Annotated in this window: 16 protein-coding genes; 10 read left to right on the plus strand and 6 right to left on the minus strand. The window is 49.0% G+C overall.

Annotation, left to right across the window (positions count from 1 at the left end; all coding sequences use genetic code 11):
- Nucleotides 1-123: 123 nt before the first annotated feature.
- Nucleotides 124-2,559 carry a TonB-dependent receptor gene (locus tag O9X78_RS11575; RefSeq protein WP_269619848.1) on the plus strand — a complete coding sequence of 812 codons (2,436 nt, stop codon included), beginning with the start codon at nucleotides 124-126 and terminating at the stop codon, nucleotides 2,557-2,559.
- 209 nt (nucleotides 2,560-2,768) lie between these two features.
- On the plus strand, nucleotides 2,769-3,479 hold the full coding sequence (locus O9X78_RS11580; protein ID WP_269619849.1) for a cyclic di-GMP-binding domain-containing protein, MshE-related: 711 nt from the start codon (nucleotides 2,769-2,771) through the stop codon (nucleotides 3,477-3,479).
- A gap of 47 nt (nucleotides 3,480-3,526) precedes the next feature.
- Here O9X78_RS11580 and O9X78_RS11585 read toward each other — a convergent pair whose 3' ends face one another.
- The 4 genes from O9X78_RS11585 to O9X78_RS11600 all read right to left on the minus strand — a co-directional run bounded on the left by O9X78_RS11585 (nucleotide 3,527) and on the right by O9X78_RS11600 (nucleotide 7,846).
- Nucleotides 3,527-4,384 (minus strand): PA4780 family RIO1-like protein kinase, encoded by an 858-nt coding sequence (locus tag O9X78_RS11585; RefSeq protein WP_269619850.1) that lies wholly within the window; start codon nucleotides 4,382-4,384, stop codon nucleotides 3,527-3,529.
- Between the two features lie 421 nt (nucleotides 4,385-4,805).
- Entirely contained in the window at nucleotides 4,806-5,186 is a 381-nt protein-coding gene (locus O9X78_RS11590; protein WP_269619851.1) for a bactofilin family protein, read from the minus strand.
- Complete coding sequence (locus tag O9X78_RS11595; protein ID WP_269619852.1) at nucleotides 5,144-6,094, minus strand: M23 family metallopeptidase; 951 nt, start codon at nucleotides 6,092-6,094, stop codon at nucleotides 5,144-5,146. The genes O9X78_RS11590 and O9X78_RS11595 overlap by 43 nt, the downstream gene beginning before the upstream one ends.
- 399 nt (nucleotides 6,095-6,493) lie before the next feature.
- A complete protein-coding gene (locus O9X78_RS11600) occupies nucleotides 6,494-7,846 on the minus strand; it encodes a hypothetical protein (RefSeq protein ID WP_269619853.1) in 1,353 nt (450 codons plus the stop codon).
- A 335-nt stretch (nucleotides 7,847-8,181) separates the two neighbouring features.
- Here O9X78_RS11600 and O9X78_RS11605 point away from each other — a divergent pair, with 335 nt between their 5' ends.
- The 8 genes from O9X78_RS11605 to O9X78_RS11640 all read left to right on the plus strand — a co-directional run bounded on the left by O9X78_RS11605 (nucleotide 8,182) and on the right by O9X78_RS11640 (nucleotide 15,706).
- Entirely contained in the window at nucleotides 8,182-8,637 is a 456-nt protein-coding gene (locus tag O9X78_RS11605) for an acyl-CoA thioesterase (RefSeq protein ID WP_269619854.1), read from the plus strand.
- A 74-nt stretch (nucleotides 8,638-8,711) separates the two neighbouring features.
- Nucleotides 8,712-9,092, plus strand: coding sequence for a PH domain-containing protein (locus tag O9X78_RS11610; RefSeq protein WP_269619855.1), 381 nt, complete (start codon nucleotides 8,712-8,714; stop codon nucleotides 9,090-9,092).
- Between the two features lie 12 nt (nucleotides 9,093-9,104).
- Nucleotides 9,105-9,416: a hypothetical protein gene (locus O9X78_RS11615; RefSeq protein ID WP_269619856.1), complete on the plus strand. Its 312-nt coding sequence runs from the start codon at nucleotides 9,105-9,107 to the stop codon at nucleotides 9,414-9,416.
- Between the two features lie 41 nt (nucleotides 9,417-9,457).
- Nucleotides 9,458-9,790 carry a DUF3301 domain-containing protein gene (locus tag O9X78_RS11620; protein ID WP_269619857.1) on the plus strand — a complete coding sequence of 111 codons (333 nt, stop codon included), beginning with the start codon at nucleotides 9,458-9,460 and terminating at the stop codon, nucleotides 9,788-9,790.
- 65 nt (nucleotides 9,791-9,855) lie between these two features.
- Nucleotides 9,856-11,649, plus strand: a complete 1,794-nt coding sequence (locus O9X78_RS11625) for an ABCB family ABC transporter ATP-binding protein/permease (RefSeq protein ID WP_269619858.1) — start codon at nucleotides 9,856-9,858, stop codon at nucleotides 11,647-11,649.
- A 92-nt stretch (nucleotides 11,650-11,741) separates the two neighbouring features.
- A complete protein-coding gene (locus tag O9X78_RS11630; protein ID WP_269619859.1) occupies nucleotides 11,742-13,214 on the plus strand; it encodes a WS/DGAT/MGAT family O-acyltransferase in 1,473 nt (490 codons plus the stop codon).
- A gap of 86 nt (nucleotides 13,215-13,300) precedes the next feature.
- Nucleotides 13,301-14,770 carry an AAA family ATPase gene (locus O9X78_RS11635; protein ID WP_269619860.1) on the plus strand — a complete coding sequence of 490 codons (1,470 nt, stop codon included), beginning with the start codon at nucleotides 13,301-13,303 and terminating at the stop codon, nucleotides 14,768-14,770.
- A gap of 75 nt (nucleotides 14,771-14,845) precedes the next feature.
- The gene (locus O9X78_RS11640; protein WP_269619861.1) at nucleotides 14,846-15,706 is read left to right on the plus strand and encodes a putative RNA methyltransferase; all 861 of its coding nucleotides are present in this window, start codon (nucleotides 14,846-14,848) and stop codon (nucleotides 15,704-15,706) included.
- Between the two features lie 151 nt (nucleotides 15,707-15,857).
- Here the strand turns inward: O9X78_RS11640 and O9X78_RS11645 are convergent, their stop codons facing one another.
- Nucleotides 15,858-17,003 carry an acyl-CoA dehydrogenase family protein gene (locus O9X78_RS11645; protein WP_269619862.1) on the minus strand — a complete coding sequence of 382 codons (1,146 nt, stop codon included), beginning with the start codon at nucleotides 17,001-17,003 and terminating at the stop codon, nucleotides 15,858-15,860.
- An 83-nt stretch (nucleotides 17,004-17,086) separates the two neighbouring features.
- Nucleotides 17,087-18,319 carry an acetyl-CoA C-acetyltransferase gene (locus O9X78_RS11650; protein WP_269619863.1) on the minus strand — a complete coding sequence of 411 codons (1,233 nt, stop codon included), beginning with the start codon at nucleotides 18,317-18,319 and terminating at the stop codon, nucleotides 17,087-17,089.
- Nucleotides 18,320-18,322 lie beyond the last annotated feature (3 nt).

An 18,322-nucleotide genomic window follows, 5' to 3' on the forward strand; every position in this document is an offset into this window, starting at 1 on the left:
TGTCGTCAAATGATAATAAATAGTCGCCAAATGACAATTTTAGTCATTAGACTTTCGGCATTCTCCACCCTCATAGATTTGTGATCTCAGATCAACCCAGTTATCGCTTGGAAGGAACTACGAATGCAGCAACATCACTTTTCCGCACCCCCGAGCCGCCGGCATTTTTTACGTGCGAGCATTTGTTTGGCCATCGCCAGTACTATGAACAGCGCCATTGCCGCACCTATGCTTGAGGAAGTATTAGTTACTGCGCAAAAGCGCAGCCAGAGCACCCAGGACATCCCCGTTGCAGTCACTGGTTTAACAGGCACACAGCTAGACAAGTATGGCTTCGAAAATGCCAGCGATATCGCAGCGCAAGTCCCTAATATGCAAGTAAGCGGCCCCTACGGCGACATTCAACCCATTTTTGCCATCCGTGGTGTCAGCATGTCTGACTACAGTTCTAACCAAGCAAGCCCAATCGGCGTGTATGTCGACGAAACATACTTGGCCCCGGTATACAGTCATGGCGCCAACTTTTTTGATGTTGAGCGATTAGAAGTGCTGCGTGGCCCACAAGGCACGCTGTACGGAAAAAATACCACCGGCGGCGCAATTAATATTATTACCCGCACGCCGCAATTTGGTGATGAGCCCAATAACTACGTCAAACTAGGTGTGGGCAACTACAATGCTAGCAGTGCCGAAGCTGGCGCAGAAACAGAACTTATTGAAGGTATTTTGGCTGCCCGGGGCGCGCTAAGTTTTAAGCGCGACGACGGCTACGTTAATATCATTGGTCGCGGTGAGAATGGTGCCCAAACCGATTTCCAAGGTGGTCGCTTAGCCCTTCACTTTGCACCTAGCGACGCATGGGATGTGGTATTTAAATACACCGTGTCTGGTAACGACGCCCTAAGCACACCAGCACGCAACGAAGGCCGCACCGATCTAATCGGCGCACCTAATTCAGACTACAACGGTTACTCGCGTCAAAGTCGTAATTTAGATTTCCATGAGACCGAGGCCAATGATGTTGGCCCCCTTATTACCAACACCGACATCGCCGGACTAACCGTCACCTTCGCAGGAGATAACTACTCGATTACATCGGTGACCTCATACTACGACGCCGACTACTACCAATTGGCCGACACCGATGGTTCGCCCAACGACTTACTGACAATCACCTGGTCATCAGACACTATCGGCTACAGCCAAGATCTGCGTTTCTCATCCGAATTCGAAGGTATGTTCAATATCATCGCAGGCTTCTACTACGGCTACGAAGATCAGTATATGAACAATGTCTACGATATTTTTAACACACCACCAGATGTTCGCGTTGGCGTTGCAAAACCTGATACCGCACAGCAGTACCCATTTTTACTGGACTACGGCATGCTTGATCAGCGCATGGAAACCAAAAAAACCAGCCTGGCTGCCTACTCGCAAATGCGCTTTGATTTCACCGATCGCTTTGGCATGGATCTCGGCCTACGTTATACAAAAGACGGCAACAGGCAAACTTACTTTAATATTTCGCGCATAGGGTATGACGGCAGTCCTAGAGGCACCTATGTACCGGGAAACAACACCGGCGTAGACGATGCCTACATCTCCCTGCCTCTGTCTCAGTCACAGCTAATCGACATTCTCGGCGACCCAACGTTATTGGCAAATTTGCTGAACATCGGTTACACACATGGCCCCTACACGCTTGACTCAGCCCCCGAATTAGAAGCCAATGAAGCGGAATGGACCGGTAAACTCGGACTTGATTACCGAATCAACGACGACGTAATGGTTTACGTTAGCGCTAGCCACGGCTACCGTAGCGGTAGCTTCAATGGCGGCGCTTACTATTTAGCTCGCCCCATAGAAACCGCCTACGCGTCACCGGAGTATATCGACGCGTTTGAAGTCGGCTTCAAAGCAGATCTACTAGACAACAGCGTGCGCTTAAACGCGGCTCTATTTTCCTATGACTATACCGACCAGCAATTTATAAACGTAGTAGGCTTTTCTAACTTTCTGGAAAATGCGGGTAGCTCTAAAATTGCGGGTGCAGAGGCAGAGTTGTGGGCTCGTTTAACAGAAAAACTGACCCTGCAAATTGGTTTTGGTTATTTGCAAACAGAGTTCTCTGAACTCACCTTAGCAAACACCGAAACTATCGCAGATGCAGACGACCGTGTTGACCTGAGCGGCAATGAACTTATTTCTGCACCTAAGTTTAACTATAGCATCTCGCTAGATTACGACATCTGGGTAACCGAATCAGGCTACCTAACAACCAATGTTAATGGCAACTTTCAAGACGACCAGTGGTATAGCGCTTACAATGACCAATACGGTTACGGCAACATACGCCAAGACGCGTACTGGCTATTTAATGCCCGAACTAGCTGGCACGCCAGCGACGACAGCTACTCAGTTTCTCTTTGGGTTAAAAACCTAATGGACAAGGAGTACGACGGTTATGCAATCAACCTGCAAGCGGGGTTCGGTCACGACAGCTACCTAGCTGGACCTCCACGCAGCTATGGCGCAGAGGTTACTTACCGCTTCTAATTTTTAGCGCCAATATACTGGTGCTACCCCATCTCAAAAGCAGGTCATGCACGGATGCGGCCTGCCTACTAATTAATGTCACAGCAATAAAAAACACCGCAAGTAAGCTGCGCAATCTACGTATTGAAAGCAGCACGCCAACATAGGCACTATTGAAGCATGTGAAATCATCCATTCCGCAGCATTGGCGGGATAGGAGCAGCAAGTCAATGAGCCACGCAAAACATAGCGCCACCCAGCCGAACCCAATTCAACTTGGACAATTGCTCTTGGCTGGCGGCTTTATTACCCCTGCTATATTGCAGCATGCCCTAAGTAAACAACAATGGAGTAAGTGTAAACTCGGCGATGTCCTTGTTCAACGTCACGAACTCAACAGCATCGACAAGCAGGCAATACTGAGGCTTCAGGAAAAACTTGCCAAGCACACACCAGCACTTAAACCTGACGGAAGCATGACCCAAGCGTTACAGCTTTCCTTAGGTCAGTTATTACTAGAGAGCGGCGAAATTAGCCCGCAACAACTTGATGCAGCCCTAGCGGAACACAGCCGCCAAAATCGTCGCCTTGGTGAAGTATTAGTTGAACAGCAAATATTAACGCCAATTCGATTAGCCAGATGGTTGCAACTACAGAAAAAATTGATCAGCGCCGCCGCCGTAGCCACATGGATGATGGCAGGCAGCTGCAATGCAGCAGCGGATGAGAACCAACAAAATCTCTGGCAAAAATTTATTTCAGGAAAATTGACTCATGAAAAAACTATTCAGCCGCAGCCTGCCTGGGGACAAGTCAGTGCAACAAACCTAGCCAAATTAAACATCCGCAATCGCGACCTAAGCGAATTACGCCGCAGCCGCGATGGAACCGTCACTCTCAGGTTTGGCGAGAAGGGATTAAATATCATGAAGCGATTTTAGTTTTACCTAAAACCGAAGACCGTCATAGCTACGCAAGACATAAAAGCTTAATCGTCTTCATTCGCCTCTCGAATTCGCTCCCGACGCTCAGCTTCTTCTTCCATCACCGCTTTAATTTCTAACAGCACAGAATCTACATCAGCAGCTTCTCCACTGTCTTCAAATTGACCAGTTAGCTCGCTATCTTCGGTTAACTCGCCCTCTTCATACAAAGCCCACATTTCGTCGGCATAACGCGTGTCTAATAGCTCTGGAGCAAATTGGCCATAGTATTCGGTCATATTATTGATATCGCGATGCAGCATACTTTTAGCGTTATTATTCCCCGCAGCATCAACGGCTTGAGGTAAATCGATGATAACAGGGCCGTACTCATCAACTAAAACATTAAACTCAGAAAGATCGCCGTGAACCAAACCCGCCACTAACATCAGTTTAACGTAGTGCATAACAAGGGCATGATCTTCACACGCTTGCTCTGCAGACATTGACACATCATTCAAACGCGGCGCAACGCCGCCTTCTTCATCAGTAACCAACTCCATCAGCAGTACACCGTCAAAACAACCAAAGGGCTGCGGTACTCGAACCCCCGCTTTCGCCAGACGATATAGTGCATCAACCTCGGCGTTATGCCATGCATCTTCTTGCTGCTTACGGCCAAATTTAGAGCCTTTTTCCATGGCTCGGGCGCGACGGCTGTTACGTACTTTGCGGCCTTCTTGGTACAACACCGCTTGCTTAAAACTGCGCTGAGCCGCCTCTTTGTAGACTTTCGCACAACGAATCTCGTCACCGCAACGAACCACATACACAGATGCTTCTTTTCCACTCATCAATGGCCGAAGTACTTCATCGACAATGCCATCATCAATTAGCGGTTGTATGCGTTTTGGGGTCTTCATTATGTCCTTCGCGTTATGCCGACAAATGCCAGCTTAAATCAATACTTCAACAATGACTGCATTCATTGTAATGCTTGGCCTGCATTTAGGCGACCTCGGCATACCAAGCGCCTCACTAGCAATCACTAACAACCAAACTAATGAGCAGCCGTGCGACACCGTATTCTAATTAGATTCCTTAACCTAGGCGCTAATTATCACTATCCGGATACCATTAACACGCCCTTCTATATGTTCAGGATTATTGATCAAGGAGATACCGCACCGCAGTTTCGCTGCTTTGCAATGAAACCGATGCATTTTAAAGCTTAAGGACGGCAGAAACGACTCCAAACCCGAAGATAAGGAAAAAACATTAAGAAATACGAGGAGTTTTAAAAAGGCACTGCCCAAACGCAATGCCAAAAACCGGAATAATCTATCAGACTGCCTGATTCTCCGCCGACGTAGTATCACTTTCGCTACCAGCAGTCTCATTAACGAAGGACAAAAGCGGGGTATCATGTTTTTTAACTTGGCTAGCACCAACAAATTGGCCGCCAGACTCTATTACTAACTCTCGAACTTTAATTTCACCACTCACTTGACCCGATGCCACAATCTCAAGACGATCCGCATCAATTTTACCGTGCAATATACCGCTCACTAAAACCCGTTTGGCTTTCACGTCACCGGTAAAACGACCACTGGTACTAACAATTAAGTCATTCTTCGAAATCAAATTACCCGTCATCACGCCATCAAGATGAAAATCATCATTTAGCTCGACGTCGCCGGTAAGACTGGTGCCAGCTGCGACCACTGTCGTTCTGGTACCGCTGTCTGTTTTCTTAGAGTTTTTGCCAGGGAATCCCATTTTATTTGCTCCTCGCGAGTAAAAAGTACGTCGTAATTTTCCCAAGACCACTCCATAAATGGGCCCGGAGCTAAGCGTCGGTGTAAATGTCGTACTTCGTAGTGCAGATGTGGCGCACTGGATAATCCTGTATTGCCCGTGTAACCGATTAAATCACCTTGCCGAACATAATCACCAACAGCGACAGAGGTCTTACTCAAATGCCCAAATACCGTGACAAAACCAAAGTTATGATTCAGCTTAATCATTTCGCCAAAACCACCAGTAGACTTACCAGACAGCTCAACAACACCGTCCGCCGTCGCATAAACTGGTGTACCTATAGCCGCACGCAAATCCGCACCGCCGTGCAAAGCCATTTTGCCCAGCACCGGATGATTACGCATACCATACCGACTCGTTACGTAAGCATCTGAAAGGGGATATCCACTAGGGATCGCGCTGAGCATATAATGCTTTTCTGACGCCGTTTGGCTGGCAGTGTCTAAACGCTGGTAAAGCGCCACGTCAGGATCAGGTGTTAGCCCAATCATGCTTTCAATAGACCCAAGCTCGTCACTCATCATCGACAGTGCCGCCACTTTTTCTTCAACCGATGTCTTTAATTGTTTCTGCTCAATCAACAGCGCCTCATTTTCAGACTTAATTGTCGCCTGATAATGCTGCAAATCACTCACTTCGGCATTTAAGGTGCTCAAGCGGCTACTTAAGAACAAAATAGCTAAGAACCCGCCCAGAAAGCAGGTGCCAAGAAATATACCGATGCCCGCCATATAGCGCCGCATTAATTGGGTGACCGTATAGTGCTGTGCACCACTGTAATTGGTTATCGTTATTCTGTAGTGATCACGCATTTAAATTCTCTAGGTGCCGACTTAGCACAAAACCTAAGCCCAACCCTTAAGGGCAAATTAAAACAAATAATGCTCCCCTACTGTCATCAGAAAGACCCAACTTTCAAACGCTTAGGAGACATCATCATTACATTTAACGGCCCGATTATGGTATTACTGCGCAAAAGATGCAAATTGTGTCGCACTTTCTTACATTAATACTGTCTCGCCACACCCCATATAAGATGTCGCTACAAAGATCACTTGGCAAAATTATCCCTAACAAAACATAAAAAATAGCTATAACGGCAGAGTGCATGGATAAGAGAATTTTCAACTCATATAAGTGCGGGGGAAATTTTCTGGGCAAAAAAAAGCGGCCAAATGGCCGCTTAACGTGTAACTAATAAGAAATAAAAACTAGCGCTGAGCTAGGCCAGTCAGTAGCCCAGGCAAGCCTGTCAACACAGCCAACAAGTCGGCACCATTATCAAGTGCCAAGGCATCTGCAAAGGATGTTGGAATCGCACAAAGTGCCGACAGAGGGGTTGCTGCCAGTGGGCAGGCGCCCGCACCACCATCAAAGACCGTCACAAGTGGCGCAATCAAGACATCCAAGGGCGTACCAGTCAGTCCCGCGTCACCCGAACCACCACCTTGTGAAAGTAACGCTTGTAACGGAGCAAGAGCTTCTAGTAGCGCATCAAAGCCAACCGCGTTAGAGCCACCACCACCAGCTAAACCGCCAGCCAATGCACTTTGCAAACCCGTTAGGAACGTGTCGCTCAATGGACCAAACAATGCTTCAGCTGGGTTTTCAAAACCACCACTAGGCAGGCCGCCAAAGTCACCACCCAACAAGCCAGCTATAGACGCAACGGCTGCCTTAATCTGAGTACTGATAATCGCACCCTGACCAGCTTGATCTTCGATGAATCCGATGGGAACAACATCAATCAACAGACCATTCAATAAGTTCTCCACTGTCACACTAACCGCTGCTGATGTTGCAGTTGTATCCATATCCTCAAGCGCGACCGCGGTCAAAGCTAAGTCACTCAATGCTGTATCAAGCGTAGTCAATAAGCCACCCAGCACCGGCGCGCCACTAATTTGACCAGAAGGATCTTGGGCAAGAATAGTTTGCCGACCTTCGCTAAATGCAGCGCTTAACTGCGCCAACAAAACTGATGGCGTTGGCGGTTCGCCGCTGCCACCACCACTAGCCATTGCCAATACTGGGGCTAGTGCTTCGGCTAAAGGGGCTAAAGGTGTACCAGCCAACGCAGCCAATGGGTCAGATGAACCACCGCCGCCACCTGTGCAACTCTCACCAGCCAGCGACGCCAAGGCTACCGGTAGATCCGCCACCAACTCGCTTACTGTAGCTTGGAAGTTTGCAGCCGAATCGGTAAATAAAGCCGTTGGGTCACTTTGCAGTGTTGCAGGGTCTACATTAACTAATACCGAATCTAAAATATCTAGAACATCGGTAACGACAAATGAACTTACGCAACTAACAGGCCCTTCCAATGGCGTGCCCGCTGCACCAGCTATAATCGGTGCCAAAACCTGCTCAGACAGCGGTTGCTGCACTGCATCTAACGGTCCGTCAACTTCAGAAAAGCTTGTGGTCATTGGCTCGTTGTTAGTATTGCCATTGCCTGCAGAACTACTACCGCCGCCGCTACTGCCACCGCCGCAACCCGCTAACGCCAAACTGGCGCTAAAGGTCAGGGCTAAGAACCCCTTATTTGATAATATCTTATTCATACTAAATACTCCGTTAATTAGCGCTTAATTTCGCCGATACATCCACCCAAACCGCACGTTTGGCGACACGGTAAAAAAAACTCACCAATAAAATCCACCTGTGTGCGTGCTGGGGACAGTAGAACAAAAATGAGAATTAGTTTAAGTAAGGGAAAACCGAGAAGTACATAGTTAGACTGCCCCCAAAAAGGCGAACCACATCACAATCTTCGTAAATTAGGTGTAATCCCCCCCTTTTTCCTTAGCTAATTTGGCTGAGCTCTATCTGTGTCACGACGATAAATCGCGATTTATAGATGAATAGTTAATAATGACTTATTTTCAGGCTCAGCAATATGCACCACGCTTCCTTAACTTGGGATCTTGCGCTCCCATTCACCGTCGACTTCAGCGTTAAAGCCGAGCACATCGATTTCATTGGCCACGTGAATAATGCGGTCTACGTTGACTGGTGTCAGCAAGCTGGATGGCAGCATTCCCTAAAACTCGGTCTTGGCTTTGACGAATATAAACGCTTAGATGCCGCCATGGTGATTCGACGTGCCGACTACGATTACGTCCTATCAGCTTACGTGGGCGAAGAGTGCATCATGGGTACTTGGCTAACTGCGAACGACCACAAGCTCACTATGGAGCGTCAGTTCCAACTACTGCGCAAGTCTGATGGCAAAACCCTTTTACGCGGCCACTGGCAGCTGGTATGCATTCGCATGAGTAGCGGCAGACCGCGTCGCATGCCAATAGAGTTTGACGAGGGTTATGGCGCCGCGGTGGTGACGACAGCCGTATAAATAAGCTGCCAAGTGCACGGCAACGCAATCCGTGTAGAATACGGTACTAAATCAGACGAAGAGAGAGTGAAACGGTGACTAGCCAATACGCTGAACACCCCGCGATGTTTAGGAATAATCCTTTAGGATTCATCCTAGCCGTGATTTTGGTGCCTGTTGCCATCGGCATTTTGATACTGATGTTCTGGTATTTAAAATGTAAATCGACCCGCCTAGAGATCAATGACAACGAGATCATTCTTGAGCAGGGACTCCTCAGCAAAGAACGCACGGAGCTAAATATTTCAGGCATCCGTTCCGTAAAAATCAAGCAATCACTGTTTAATCGACTATTCGGTGTCGGTACCCTATCAATTTATACGGCGGGAGATAGCCCAGAAATTCAAGCTCATGGAATGCCAAGACCAGAAGTATTCCGCGATTTAGTGAAAGCACATCAGTCAGACCCCGCCTGAGATTATGAAACGATGGCTAGCTCACCCGGAAAAAATGACAATCAAACCCTAAAAATTGCGTTAATCTCCGCCGCGCTCATCGGTCTGATTGGGCTTGGCGTCATGCTATTCATCCCAATGGTATCTTCGTTTATCGACCAGTACTTTAGCCCGGGCATGGGGCTGAAAGACGCCGCGGTTGTCGCCTTTTTTGTCACGGTGATTACCCTAGTTATTTTTGCCGTTGCCGCCGGTGACGGCTTACTAGGTGAGCTGCAATTCATGCTCAGCGGTTTCTTTGGCTTCTTCTTAGTCTTGTGGCTATTAATTGCATGGATATTCTAAACAACCACATATGGTAACCATCGCTATCGGACATTTTAAGCATGCTTGATCTTGCGGACGTCGCGGCGCTCTTTGGCTTTTTAGCGCTGCTCGCTTATTTTTGGCGCGCACAAGGTACCCGAGAAATTGCATTACGCGCCACCCGTATACACTTGCAACAGCAGCAACTTTCACTACTCGATGATCACGTTGCCCTGCGAGCCGTGTGGTTTAAACGTAATCGCAAAGGCGAATTCAATCTATGGCGCCGCTATGTCTTTGAATTCACTGCAACCGGTCATGAACGCTATAAGGGAATAGTTATCACCCTTGGCAATCACATCGAAAGTTTCGATTTAGAACCACACCGCTTCCCGGACGACCTTCTCCACTAATCTGCAGCGGCAGCTAACTAACAACATCGCCAACAAGCCCACTCCTAATTAAGCGAAACCCTGATATGCGCCACGGTACAAGCCACGCCCAAAACCAAGACGTCAGCTGGGCAACATTGCGCGAGCTAATTCCCTACTTGATGGCATTTCGATCTCGAATCGGCTTAGCCATGCTTTGTTTGATCGCAGCAAAAGTCGCCAGCGTGGGTCTCCCGTTTATTCTCAAGAACATAGTCGATCAACTCGACAAGAACGATCAACCAGCCATCTTAATTTTACCCGTCGCCTTACTTTTAGCTTACGGCGTACTGCGCTTTGCCAACGTTTTATTTGGCGAATTACGCGACACTATTTTCGGCCGCGTTACCGAGCGCGCAATGCGCCAAGTCGGGCTTACTGTATTCAAGCACCTTCACGCGCTGGATCTAGAGTTCCACCTCAATAGACGCACCGGCGGATTATCAAGAGATATAGAGAGGGGCACCAACGGCATTAATTTTTTGCTTCGTTTTATGGTATTCAATATTGTGCCTACATTTATCGAAATCGGCTTAGTCATTGGCTTACTAGGCTGGCGCTACAGTATGTGGTTCGCGGTCATCGTATTCGTCGCGGTTATTACTTACATCGCCTTTTCGATCTTTGCAACAGAGTGGCGAACCGGCTATATACGCCGCGCAAATGAGGCGGAATCGCGAAGCAGCACACGCGCGGTAGATAGCCTATTGAATTTTGAAACCGTTAAATACTTCGGCAATGAAAATTACGAAGCCCACCGCTATGACGAAGAACTCGAAAGCTGGGAAGTGGCGCGCCGTCAAAATCGCCTCAGCCTATTTGCACTCAACGCGGGCCAAGCGCTAATTATTGCCGCGGCGATGACCGCGGCCATGGTATTGGCAGCCAGCGAAGTGGTTGATAAAAACATGACCCTTGGTGATTTCGTGCTGATCAACGCCTTTATGATGCAGATTTTTATGCCCCTCAACTTCCTTGGTTTTGTGTACAGAGAAATGAAGGGCTCGATGGCGAACATAGAAGCGATGTTTGCTTTGCTACGCCAAAAAGCGGCAATTACAGATATGGAGAACGCGCCAGCTTTACAGCTCAGCGAGGGTCGCATCGAGGTCGAAAACCTCAGTTTCCGCTACCAAAGCGAACGACCAATTTTAAATAACATTAGTTTTAAAGTCGCCGCCAAGCAAAAAGTCGCCATCGTCGGCAGCAGTGGCGCAGGCAAATCTACACTACTTAAGTTGTTGTTCAGATTTTACGATGCCAGCGAGGGGCGCATTCTTATCGACGGCCAAGACATTAAAACCGTCGATCAATCTTCCCTTCGTCGTGCGTTGGGTATCGTCCCGCAAGACACCGTCCTATTTAATCAATCCATTCTCGAAAACATCCGCTACGGTAGAATTGACGCTAGCGACGAGGATGTACTGAAAGCAATCCGTATGGCTCATCTCAGCGATTTTATCGAACGCCTTCCTAAGGGTGTCGACACCTTGGTTGGCGAGCGCGGTCTAAAATTGTCCGGCGGCGAAAAACAGCGTGTTGCCATTGCTCGAGCGCTTTTAAAGCAGTCCCCCATTATGGTGTTTGACGAGGCCACGTCATCACTCGACTCGGCCTCTGAACGCCTTATTCTAGAGGCAATCCGCGATATTGCCCGAGAACATACGATGCTCGTCATCGCTCATCGCCTATCAACCATCGTCGATGCCGACCACATCTTAGTTTTAGAGCAGGGCGAAATTGTGGAACAAGGCACCCATGCTAACCTGCTAGAACAAGATGGCCAGTACGCCCACTTGTGGTCGCTACAGCAGCGAGAGCGGGCGCTAAGCGCGCAATAATTGCATATTGCGAATTACTGACCTTAACTGTAATTGCCAGCCCCCGCAGACTCTTATAGTCTCGGGGCAGTAATTACCAATAAGGATAAAATATGCAGCAGCTATCTGGTCAGGACGCCATGTTCGTCCATACCGAAAACATGGGCATCCCCCAACACATCGGTATATTAAGCATTTACGACCAATCCACGGCGCCCGAAGGGCTGGTGCGTTTTAAACAGATTCTACAGTTACTAGAAAACCGCTCTCATTTGTCACCCATTTTTAATCGTAGGCTCCGTAAAGTTCCCTTGAGTCTGGATCAGCCGTACTGGGAAGACGTAGAGCACGCCGACATAGAAACCCACGTACATCACATTGCGCTCCCCAAACCGGGCGATTGGCGACAACTCTGCATTCTGGCCTCCCGCATACATGCTCGCCCGCTCGATATGAGTAAACCCCTGTGGGAGATGTATGTCATAGAGGGCTTAGATAGTGTTCGCGAGCTGCCCAAGGGCTGTTTTGCGGTTATGACCAAAGTGCACCACGCGGCAATGGACGGCGCCACCGGGGCACGCTTTATACCCTTGCTTCACGATCTTAGTCCAGATATCGCCATTGCAGCAGAAGCGCCAACGAAAGTTGTGCAAAAGTACAACGACGGCCATATGCTCAGTAATGCACTTTTCAACAACCTTAAAAAGCCGGGCCAATTTTTGAACTTAATCGGCAGTGCGATTCCCACTTGGCGACGCATTCGTCGCGGTAAAAAAGAACAGGATTTCTCTACCCTAGAAGACAAGCAGAAAACCGTCTTTCAAGGGAAAATATCGCCCTACCGGGTCTGCGACGCCGTCCCCTTTCCCTTTGAAGATATTCGCGCCATTAAAAATACCGTCGCAGGCGCCACCATTAACGACGCCATGTTATGCATTGTGTCCGGCGGCCTGCGCAAATACCTCACCGCTAAGAATGCGCTCCCAGAGAAAACACTCGTCACCGGCTGCCCCATCGATGTACGCAGCAATGACGAGCAGAGCAGCGGCGGTAATATGGTCGGCTTTATGACCGTGTCTTTGCACTCCAATATAGAAGACCCCAAGGAACGCCTGACAGCAATTCACGCTGCCTCGATGAGCAGCAAGGCCTACGCTGATGCGCTGGGCCCCCGTATGGCGGTAGATGTTACCAATGTACTACCCGGCGGCATGCTATCGCTAGCGCTACGCGCCGCCTCAGCAACCGGCCTAACCGAAGCCGCCGTTATCTTTAACACCGTGGTCACCAATGTGCCGGGGCCTACTCAGCAGCTGTATTTCTGTGGCGCCAAAATGGTAGACGGAATGAACTTTGGACCGCTGCTCCCCAATGTCGGTTTGTTCCAAATTGTCTACAGCTCTGTTTTAAACAAGGTCGGCACTATCTCAATTTCTTTCACTGCCTGCCGCAAAATGCTACCCGATCCCGAGTTATATTCAGCCTGCTTGGTGGAATCCTACAATGAGCTAAAAGCCGCGTGCCTTGGCGCAAACGAAGAAAAATCTAAAACACGAGCCAAGCAAACAGCAAAATCAGCGCATTAAAAACACGCTTGCGGCGAAGCATAAGCCTGAATAAGCTAGCGAGGGCTTACCAACGTTAACCCACTAGGGGAGGCACATCGCCGCCAATGAATGACAGCCACGACCTGCGTCTGATTATTGAGTCGCGAATTCCCGTCATCGTTATTGAAACGTGGGAAGAAAAACGCGCATTAACATTGCTGTCAAAGTTAGGCATACAACTCGGAATGCCCGTATTCGCGTGGTCCATTACCGATGGTTTACGACGCAGTGATTACGATCAGGCCTCAAGCCAAGCACTCACCTCCGAACCCGAAGCCGCACTCAAACACATTCGCAGCAGCAAGCTCGCCGGCATTTATGCGCTATGTGATATCCATCCATTTCTAAACGACGAACCACGTATTGTGCGGCTCATCAAAGATATTGCCTTGAATGCCGGTGAAACCGGGCAATGCGTGATACTCATCAGCCACGCCATAGACATTCCCAGCGAGTTCAAACGTCACAGCGCGCGTTTTAGCTTGTCCATGCCAGAAGACCACAAACTGCGGGCGGCCATCTACAAAGAAGCTCAGGATTTCAGCAGCGCTAAAGGTCGCAAAGTGAAGACGGATCGCGATGCCCTAGAAAAACTCGTCAGTAATCTTCGTGGCCTGCCCTTGGAAGACGCTCGTAAACTGGCAAGAGGCGCTATTTTTCAAGACGGCGCCATCACCCATTCAGACATCGCCACGGTTAACAAAGCCAAATTTGAATTGCTCGATATGGAGGGCGTCTTAAGCTTTGAATATGACACTGCCAATTTCGCGCAGGTCGGCGGCCTATCTAAATTAAAGGACTGGCTGAGCAAGCGCGAGCAGGCATTTAACCAACACGGCGACGACGCGCCCAAAGGCATTATGCTGGTTGGCGTGCAAGGTGGTGGCAAGAGCTTGTCGGCAAAGGCGGTCGCTGGCCTATGGGGTTTACCGCTGCTGCGCATGGATATGGGCGCGCTCTACAATAAGTTTTTTGGCGAATCAGAACGCAATGTTCGCGAAGCCTTAGCGCTGGCAGAAACCATGTCGCCCTGTGTGCTCTGGATTGATGAGATTGAAAAAGGCATTGGCAGTGACACCCACGACGGCGGCACCTCCCGCCGCATACTCGCCACCCTACTAACCTGGATGGCAGAACGCAAACAGTCGGTATTTGTGGTCGCCACCGCCAACGACATTCAGCGCCTGCCGCCGGAGTTAATTCGCAAAGGACGACTCGACGAAATATTTTTTGTGGATCTGCCATCAGAAAAAGTCCGTCAGGACATTTTTGCCATCCATCTCAAAAAACGCAATTTTGAACTTAAAGATTTTCGCTGCGCAGAACTCAGCGCCGCCAGCGACGGGTTTACCGGCGCAGAAATTGAACAGGCCATCGTCGCCGCACGTTACTCTGCCAGTGCCCGCAATGAAAACTTAACTACCGCACACATCCTTCACGAAATCAGCAGCACTGTGCCACTGTCAGTAACAATGAGCGAGAATATCGATGCGCTGCGCCATTGGTGTCAGAGTCGAGCGGTGGCGAGTGACTAATACAGAACCGAGCCTTAACTCCTGAATTGCGGCATACTAGCGCCCTCAAAAATTCATTAAACTCACGGAATACCCATGCCATTATTACCCCTCACCCAACTGCTCTGCCCAATCGACAAGAGCGAGTTGCAGCAAGACGGTAATACTTGGCGCTGCCAGAACAACCACTGCTTCGACATTGCCAAGCAAGGCTATGTAAACCTGCTGCCCGTGCAGAACAAGAAGTCGCTCGACCCTGGTGACAGCAAAGAAATGATCGCGGCACGCCGCGATTATTTAAACAGCGGCGCCTACCAAACTCTGGCTATTACGCTAGCTGACACCGTGAATAATTTATGCTCAGGCCTCAGTGATGTTGGGATATTAGATGCAGGTTGCGGCGAGGGTTACTACCTCAATGCCGTATGCGAAAAAATTCTGGAAACCGATATAAACCTTACGGCAACCGGATTGGATATTTCAAAATGGGCAGTGCGCAGTTGCAAAAGTCGGAACCCAAAACTCAATGGACTGGTCGCAAGCAACCGCGAGATACCGCTACCCGACCAAAGCCAAGACATCGTTTTATGTACCTTTGGTTTCCCGGTATTTGACGAGTTTAAAAGGGTGCTAAAACCTAACGGCCACATTGTCATGGCAGACCCCGGCCCCGAACATTTAATTGAATTGCGCAGCGCCATCTATGACACCGTTCGCCGCAACCCGCCCGCAGATATTAGTGCAGCACTCACCCAGGGCTGGCAACTCAGCAACAGTATAAACGTGTCATTTACAACGCCTGTGCTTGCCTCAGCGCAGCTCGAACAATTACTGACCATGACACCTCATCTCTACCGCGCTAGTCGCGAGGGTCGAGAGCGAGCCGCTCAATTGCGGGATCTTGCTATTACCGCCGATGTCGTTATTCGCGTCATTAGTCAAAGCGACAATCTTTGATTGCTTAAGAATATAAGACAGAGAGAAACCAGGATTTTACTAGCGAGACTCTGAGAAAAAATTTCATTTTTAATTATAAAAGATTTGAAGCGCAGTCAACTGTTAAACCCCTACAAGGGCAATCAACACCTGACTGAGCAAAAGAACAGATTTACAGAACACTCCGCGCAATAATCATACGCTGAATTTCACTGGTGCCTTCGTAAATACTCGTGATACGCACATCACGCGCTAAGCGCTCCAGCGGGTATTCGCGGTTATATCCGTTGCCACCCAAAATCTGCAAACCCGTGTAGCAGGCGCGGTTAGCTGACTCAGTGGCAAACAATTTCGCCATCGATGCCTGTTTACCAAAATCACCACCGCTCTCTTTGGTAAACGCCGCCTGCATCAATAACAAGCGTGCTGCCTCCATTTCGGTGTAGGCGTCAGCAAGCATCCACTGCAAGCCTTGAAAATTAGAAATAACCTGACCGAATTGCTGACGTTCCTTTGCATAATCGCGGGCATAATCTAAAGCTGCTTCGCCGATGCCTAAGGCCAGCGAACCAACGCCAATACGACCGCCTGCCAGCTCACCTAGTGCAACTTGGTAGCCTCGATGCAATGTACCCATCAATGCTGACGCAGGTATACGGCAATCGTCAAAATAGACCGGATTGGTCGCAGAACCCTTCTGACCCATTTTTTCTTCAGCGGGCCCAACGGTCAAACCAGCCGTTTCGCGCTCAACCAAAAAGCAGGAAATGCCTTTGCCACGCGGCGCGTCTTTATCTGTCACCGCCCAGACCACAAACACACCGGCATACTCAGCACTGGTGATATAGGCTTTAGAGCCATTTAATATCCAGCTATCGCCGTCACGCACTGCCGTCGTTTTCATGCCAGATGGATCTGAGCCTGCACCCGATTCTGTTAAGCAAAAGCCAGCTGCCAAATATTCACCGGAGCATATTTTAGGTAGATACGTCGCCTTCTGATCTTCGCTAGCCACCGATTGAATCACTTCCGCAACCATATTGGTCACCGACACGGTGACCGCTGTTGATGCACAGCCTCTCGCTAATCCAGTAATAGCAAGGCTAAACGCAACTGTACCCGCTTCTGTGCCGCCGTAATCAGCGCCCACGTTCAAGCCCATAAAGCCGAGGTCGGCTAGCTTTTTAAGATTAGCTAAAAATTCCTCTTTGCCTTTACCTTCATCCAATTTAGCAGCGTTTGGCACTAGTTCTTTGGCCGCAAAATCCGCTGCCGTTTGCTGAATGAACTGCTGCTCTTCTGTGAGATTTAAATTCATTACACCTAGCCCTGCCATATAAAATTTAAAGAAAAATAATAAAATCAGGAGACGCCCAGCGCCTCCTTGTTTCAACCATTGAATTACATGCGTTCAATGATAATTGCTGGCGCCATACCACCCGCAGTACACATGGTAATTAAGCCGCGTTTTAAATTACGACGCTCTAATTCATCCAAAACGGTACCGATTAGGATAGAACCGGTAGCTCCAATAGGATGACCCAACGCCATAGAGCCGCCGTTAACGTTTATCTTGTCACGGTCAATATTTAACTTGCGGATAAAGCGCTCAAGTACCACAGCAAAGGCTTCGTTAACTTCAAACAAGTCGATATCATCAACGGTTAAACCCGCTTTTTTAAGTACTTTTTCAGCAGCGGCAACAGGTGCATTTAACATTAGAGTTGGACAATCACCCATATTCGCCATGGCCAATACTTTCGCACGCGGCTTCCAGCCTTGCTTAGTCGCGTACTCCGGTGAAGCGAGTAAAATTGCCGCCGCACCATCAACCACCCCAGATGAATTACCCGCATGGTGAACGTGATTTATTTCAATACCTGGATATTTCTGCTGCATTAATTTGCGGTAGGTTAAGCCGTTCTCATCCAACTCTTTATCTGCCAGCGCCGGGAAAGAAGGCTTAAGTTGCGACAAGGTTTCAAATGTTGTGCCTGGACGTGGGAACTCTTCCTTGTCCAAAGCCAAAGTGCCATCTTCGTGATATACCGGCACAACACTTTTCTTGAAATAACCATTTTCAATTGCGTGGGCCGCGCGCTGCTGACTCAAGGCTGCCAGCTTATCCAGTGCTTCGCGGTCAATGCCCTCTAAGGTTGCAATGGTATCTGCACACACACCCTGATGGCTTTGCGGGTGACTCGCACGCAAACGCAAATTGCCACTGTCCATAATTTCCGGCAGGCCATTGTCATGGCCGTAACTAGACATCATCTCGGCACCGCCAGCGATTACCACATCTTCCATACCCGACATGATCGACGCCGCGGCAATGTTCACACTGGTAATACCTGAACCACAGAAGCGGTCTAAGGTGACGCCGCTAGAGCGAATATCAAACCCGGCATCTAATGCCGACATACGGCCCATATCACCTGCGTGACGACCACGCTGACAGCTCGTACCCCATACAACGTCATCAACTTCTGCGGTATTAATTTTATTGCGCTCAACTAACGCCTTTAGCACACAGGCGCCCAATTGCTGCGGATGAATTTCTGCCAGCGCACCCTTGCCTAATTTACCTATGCCACGGGGTGTACGGCAGGCATCAATAATCCATGCTTCACTCATTTT

It is taken from the genome of Zhongshania aquatica (assembly GCF_027257955.1).
GTDB lineage: Bacteria > Pseudomonadota > Gammaproteobacteria > Pseudomonadales > Spongiibacteraceae > Spongiibacter > Spongiibacter aquatica.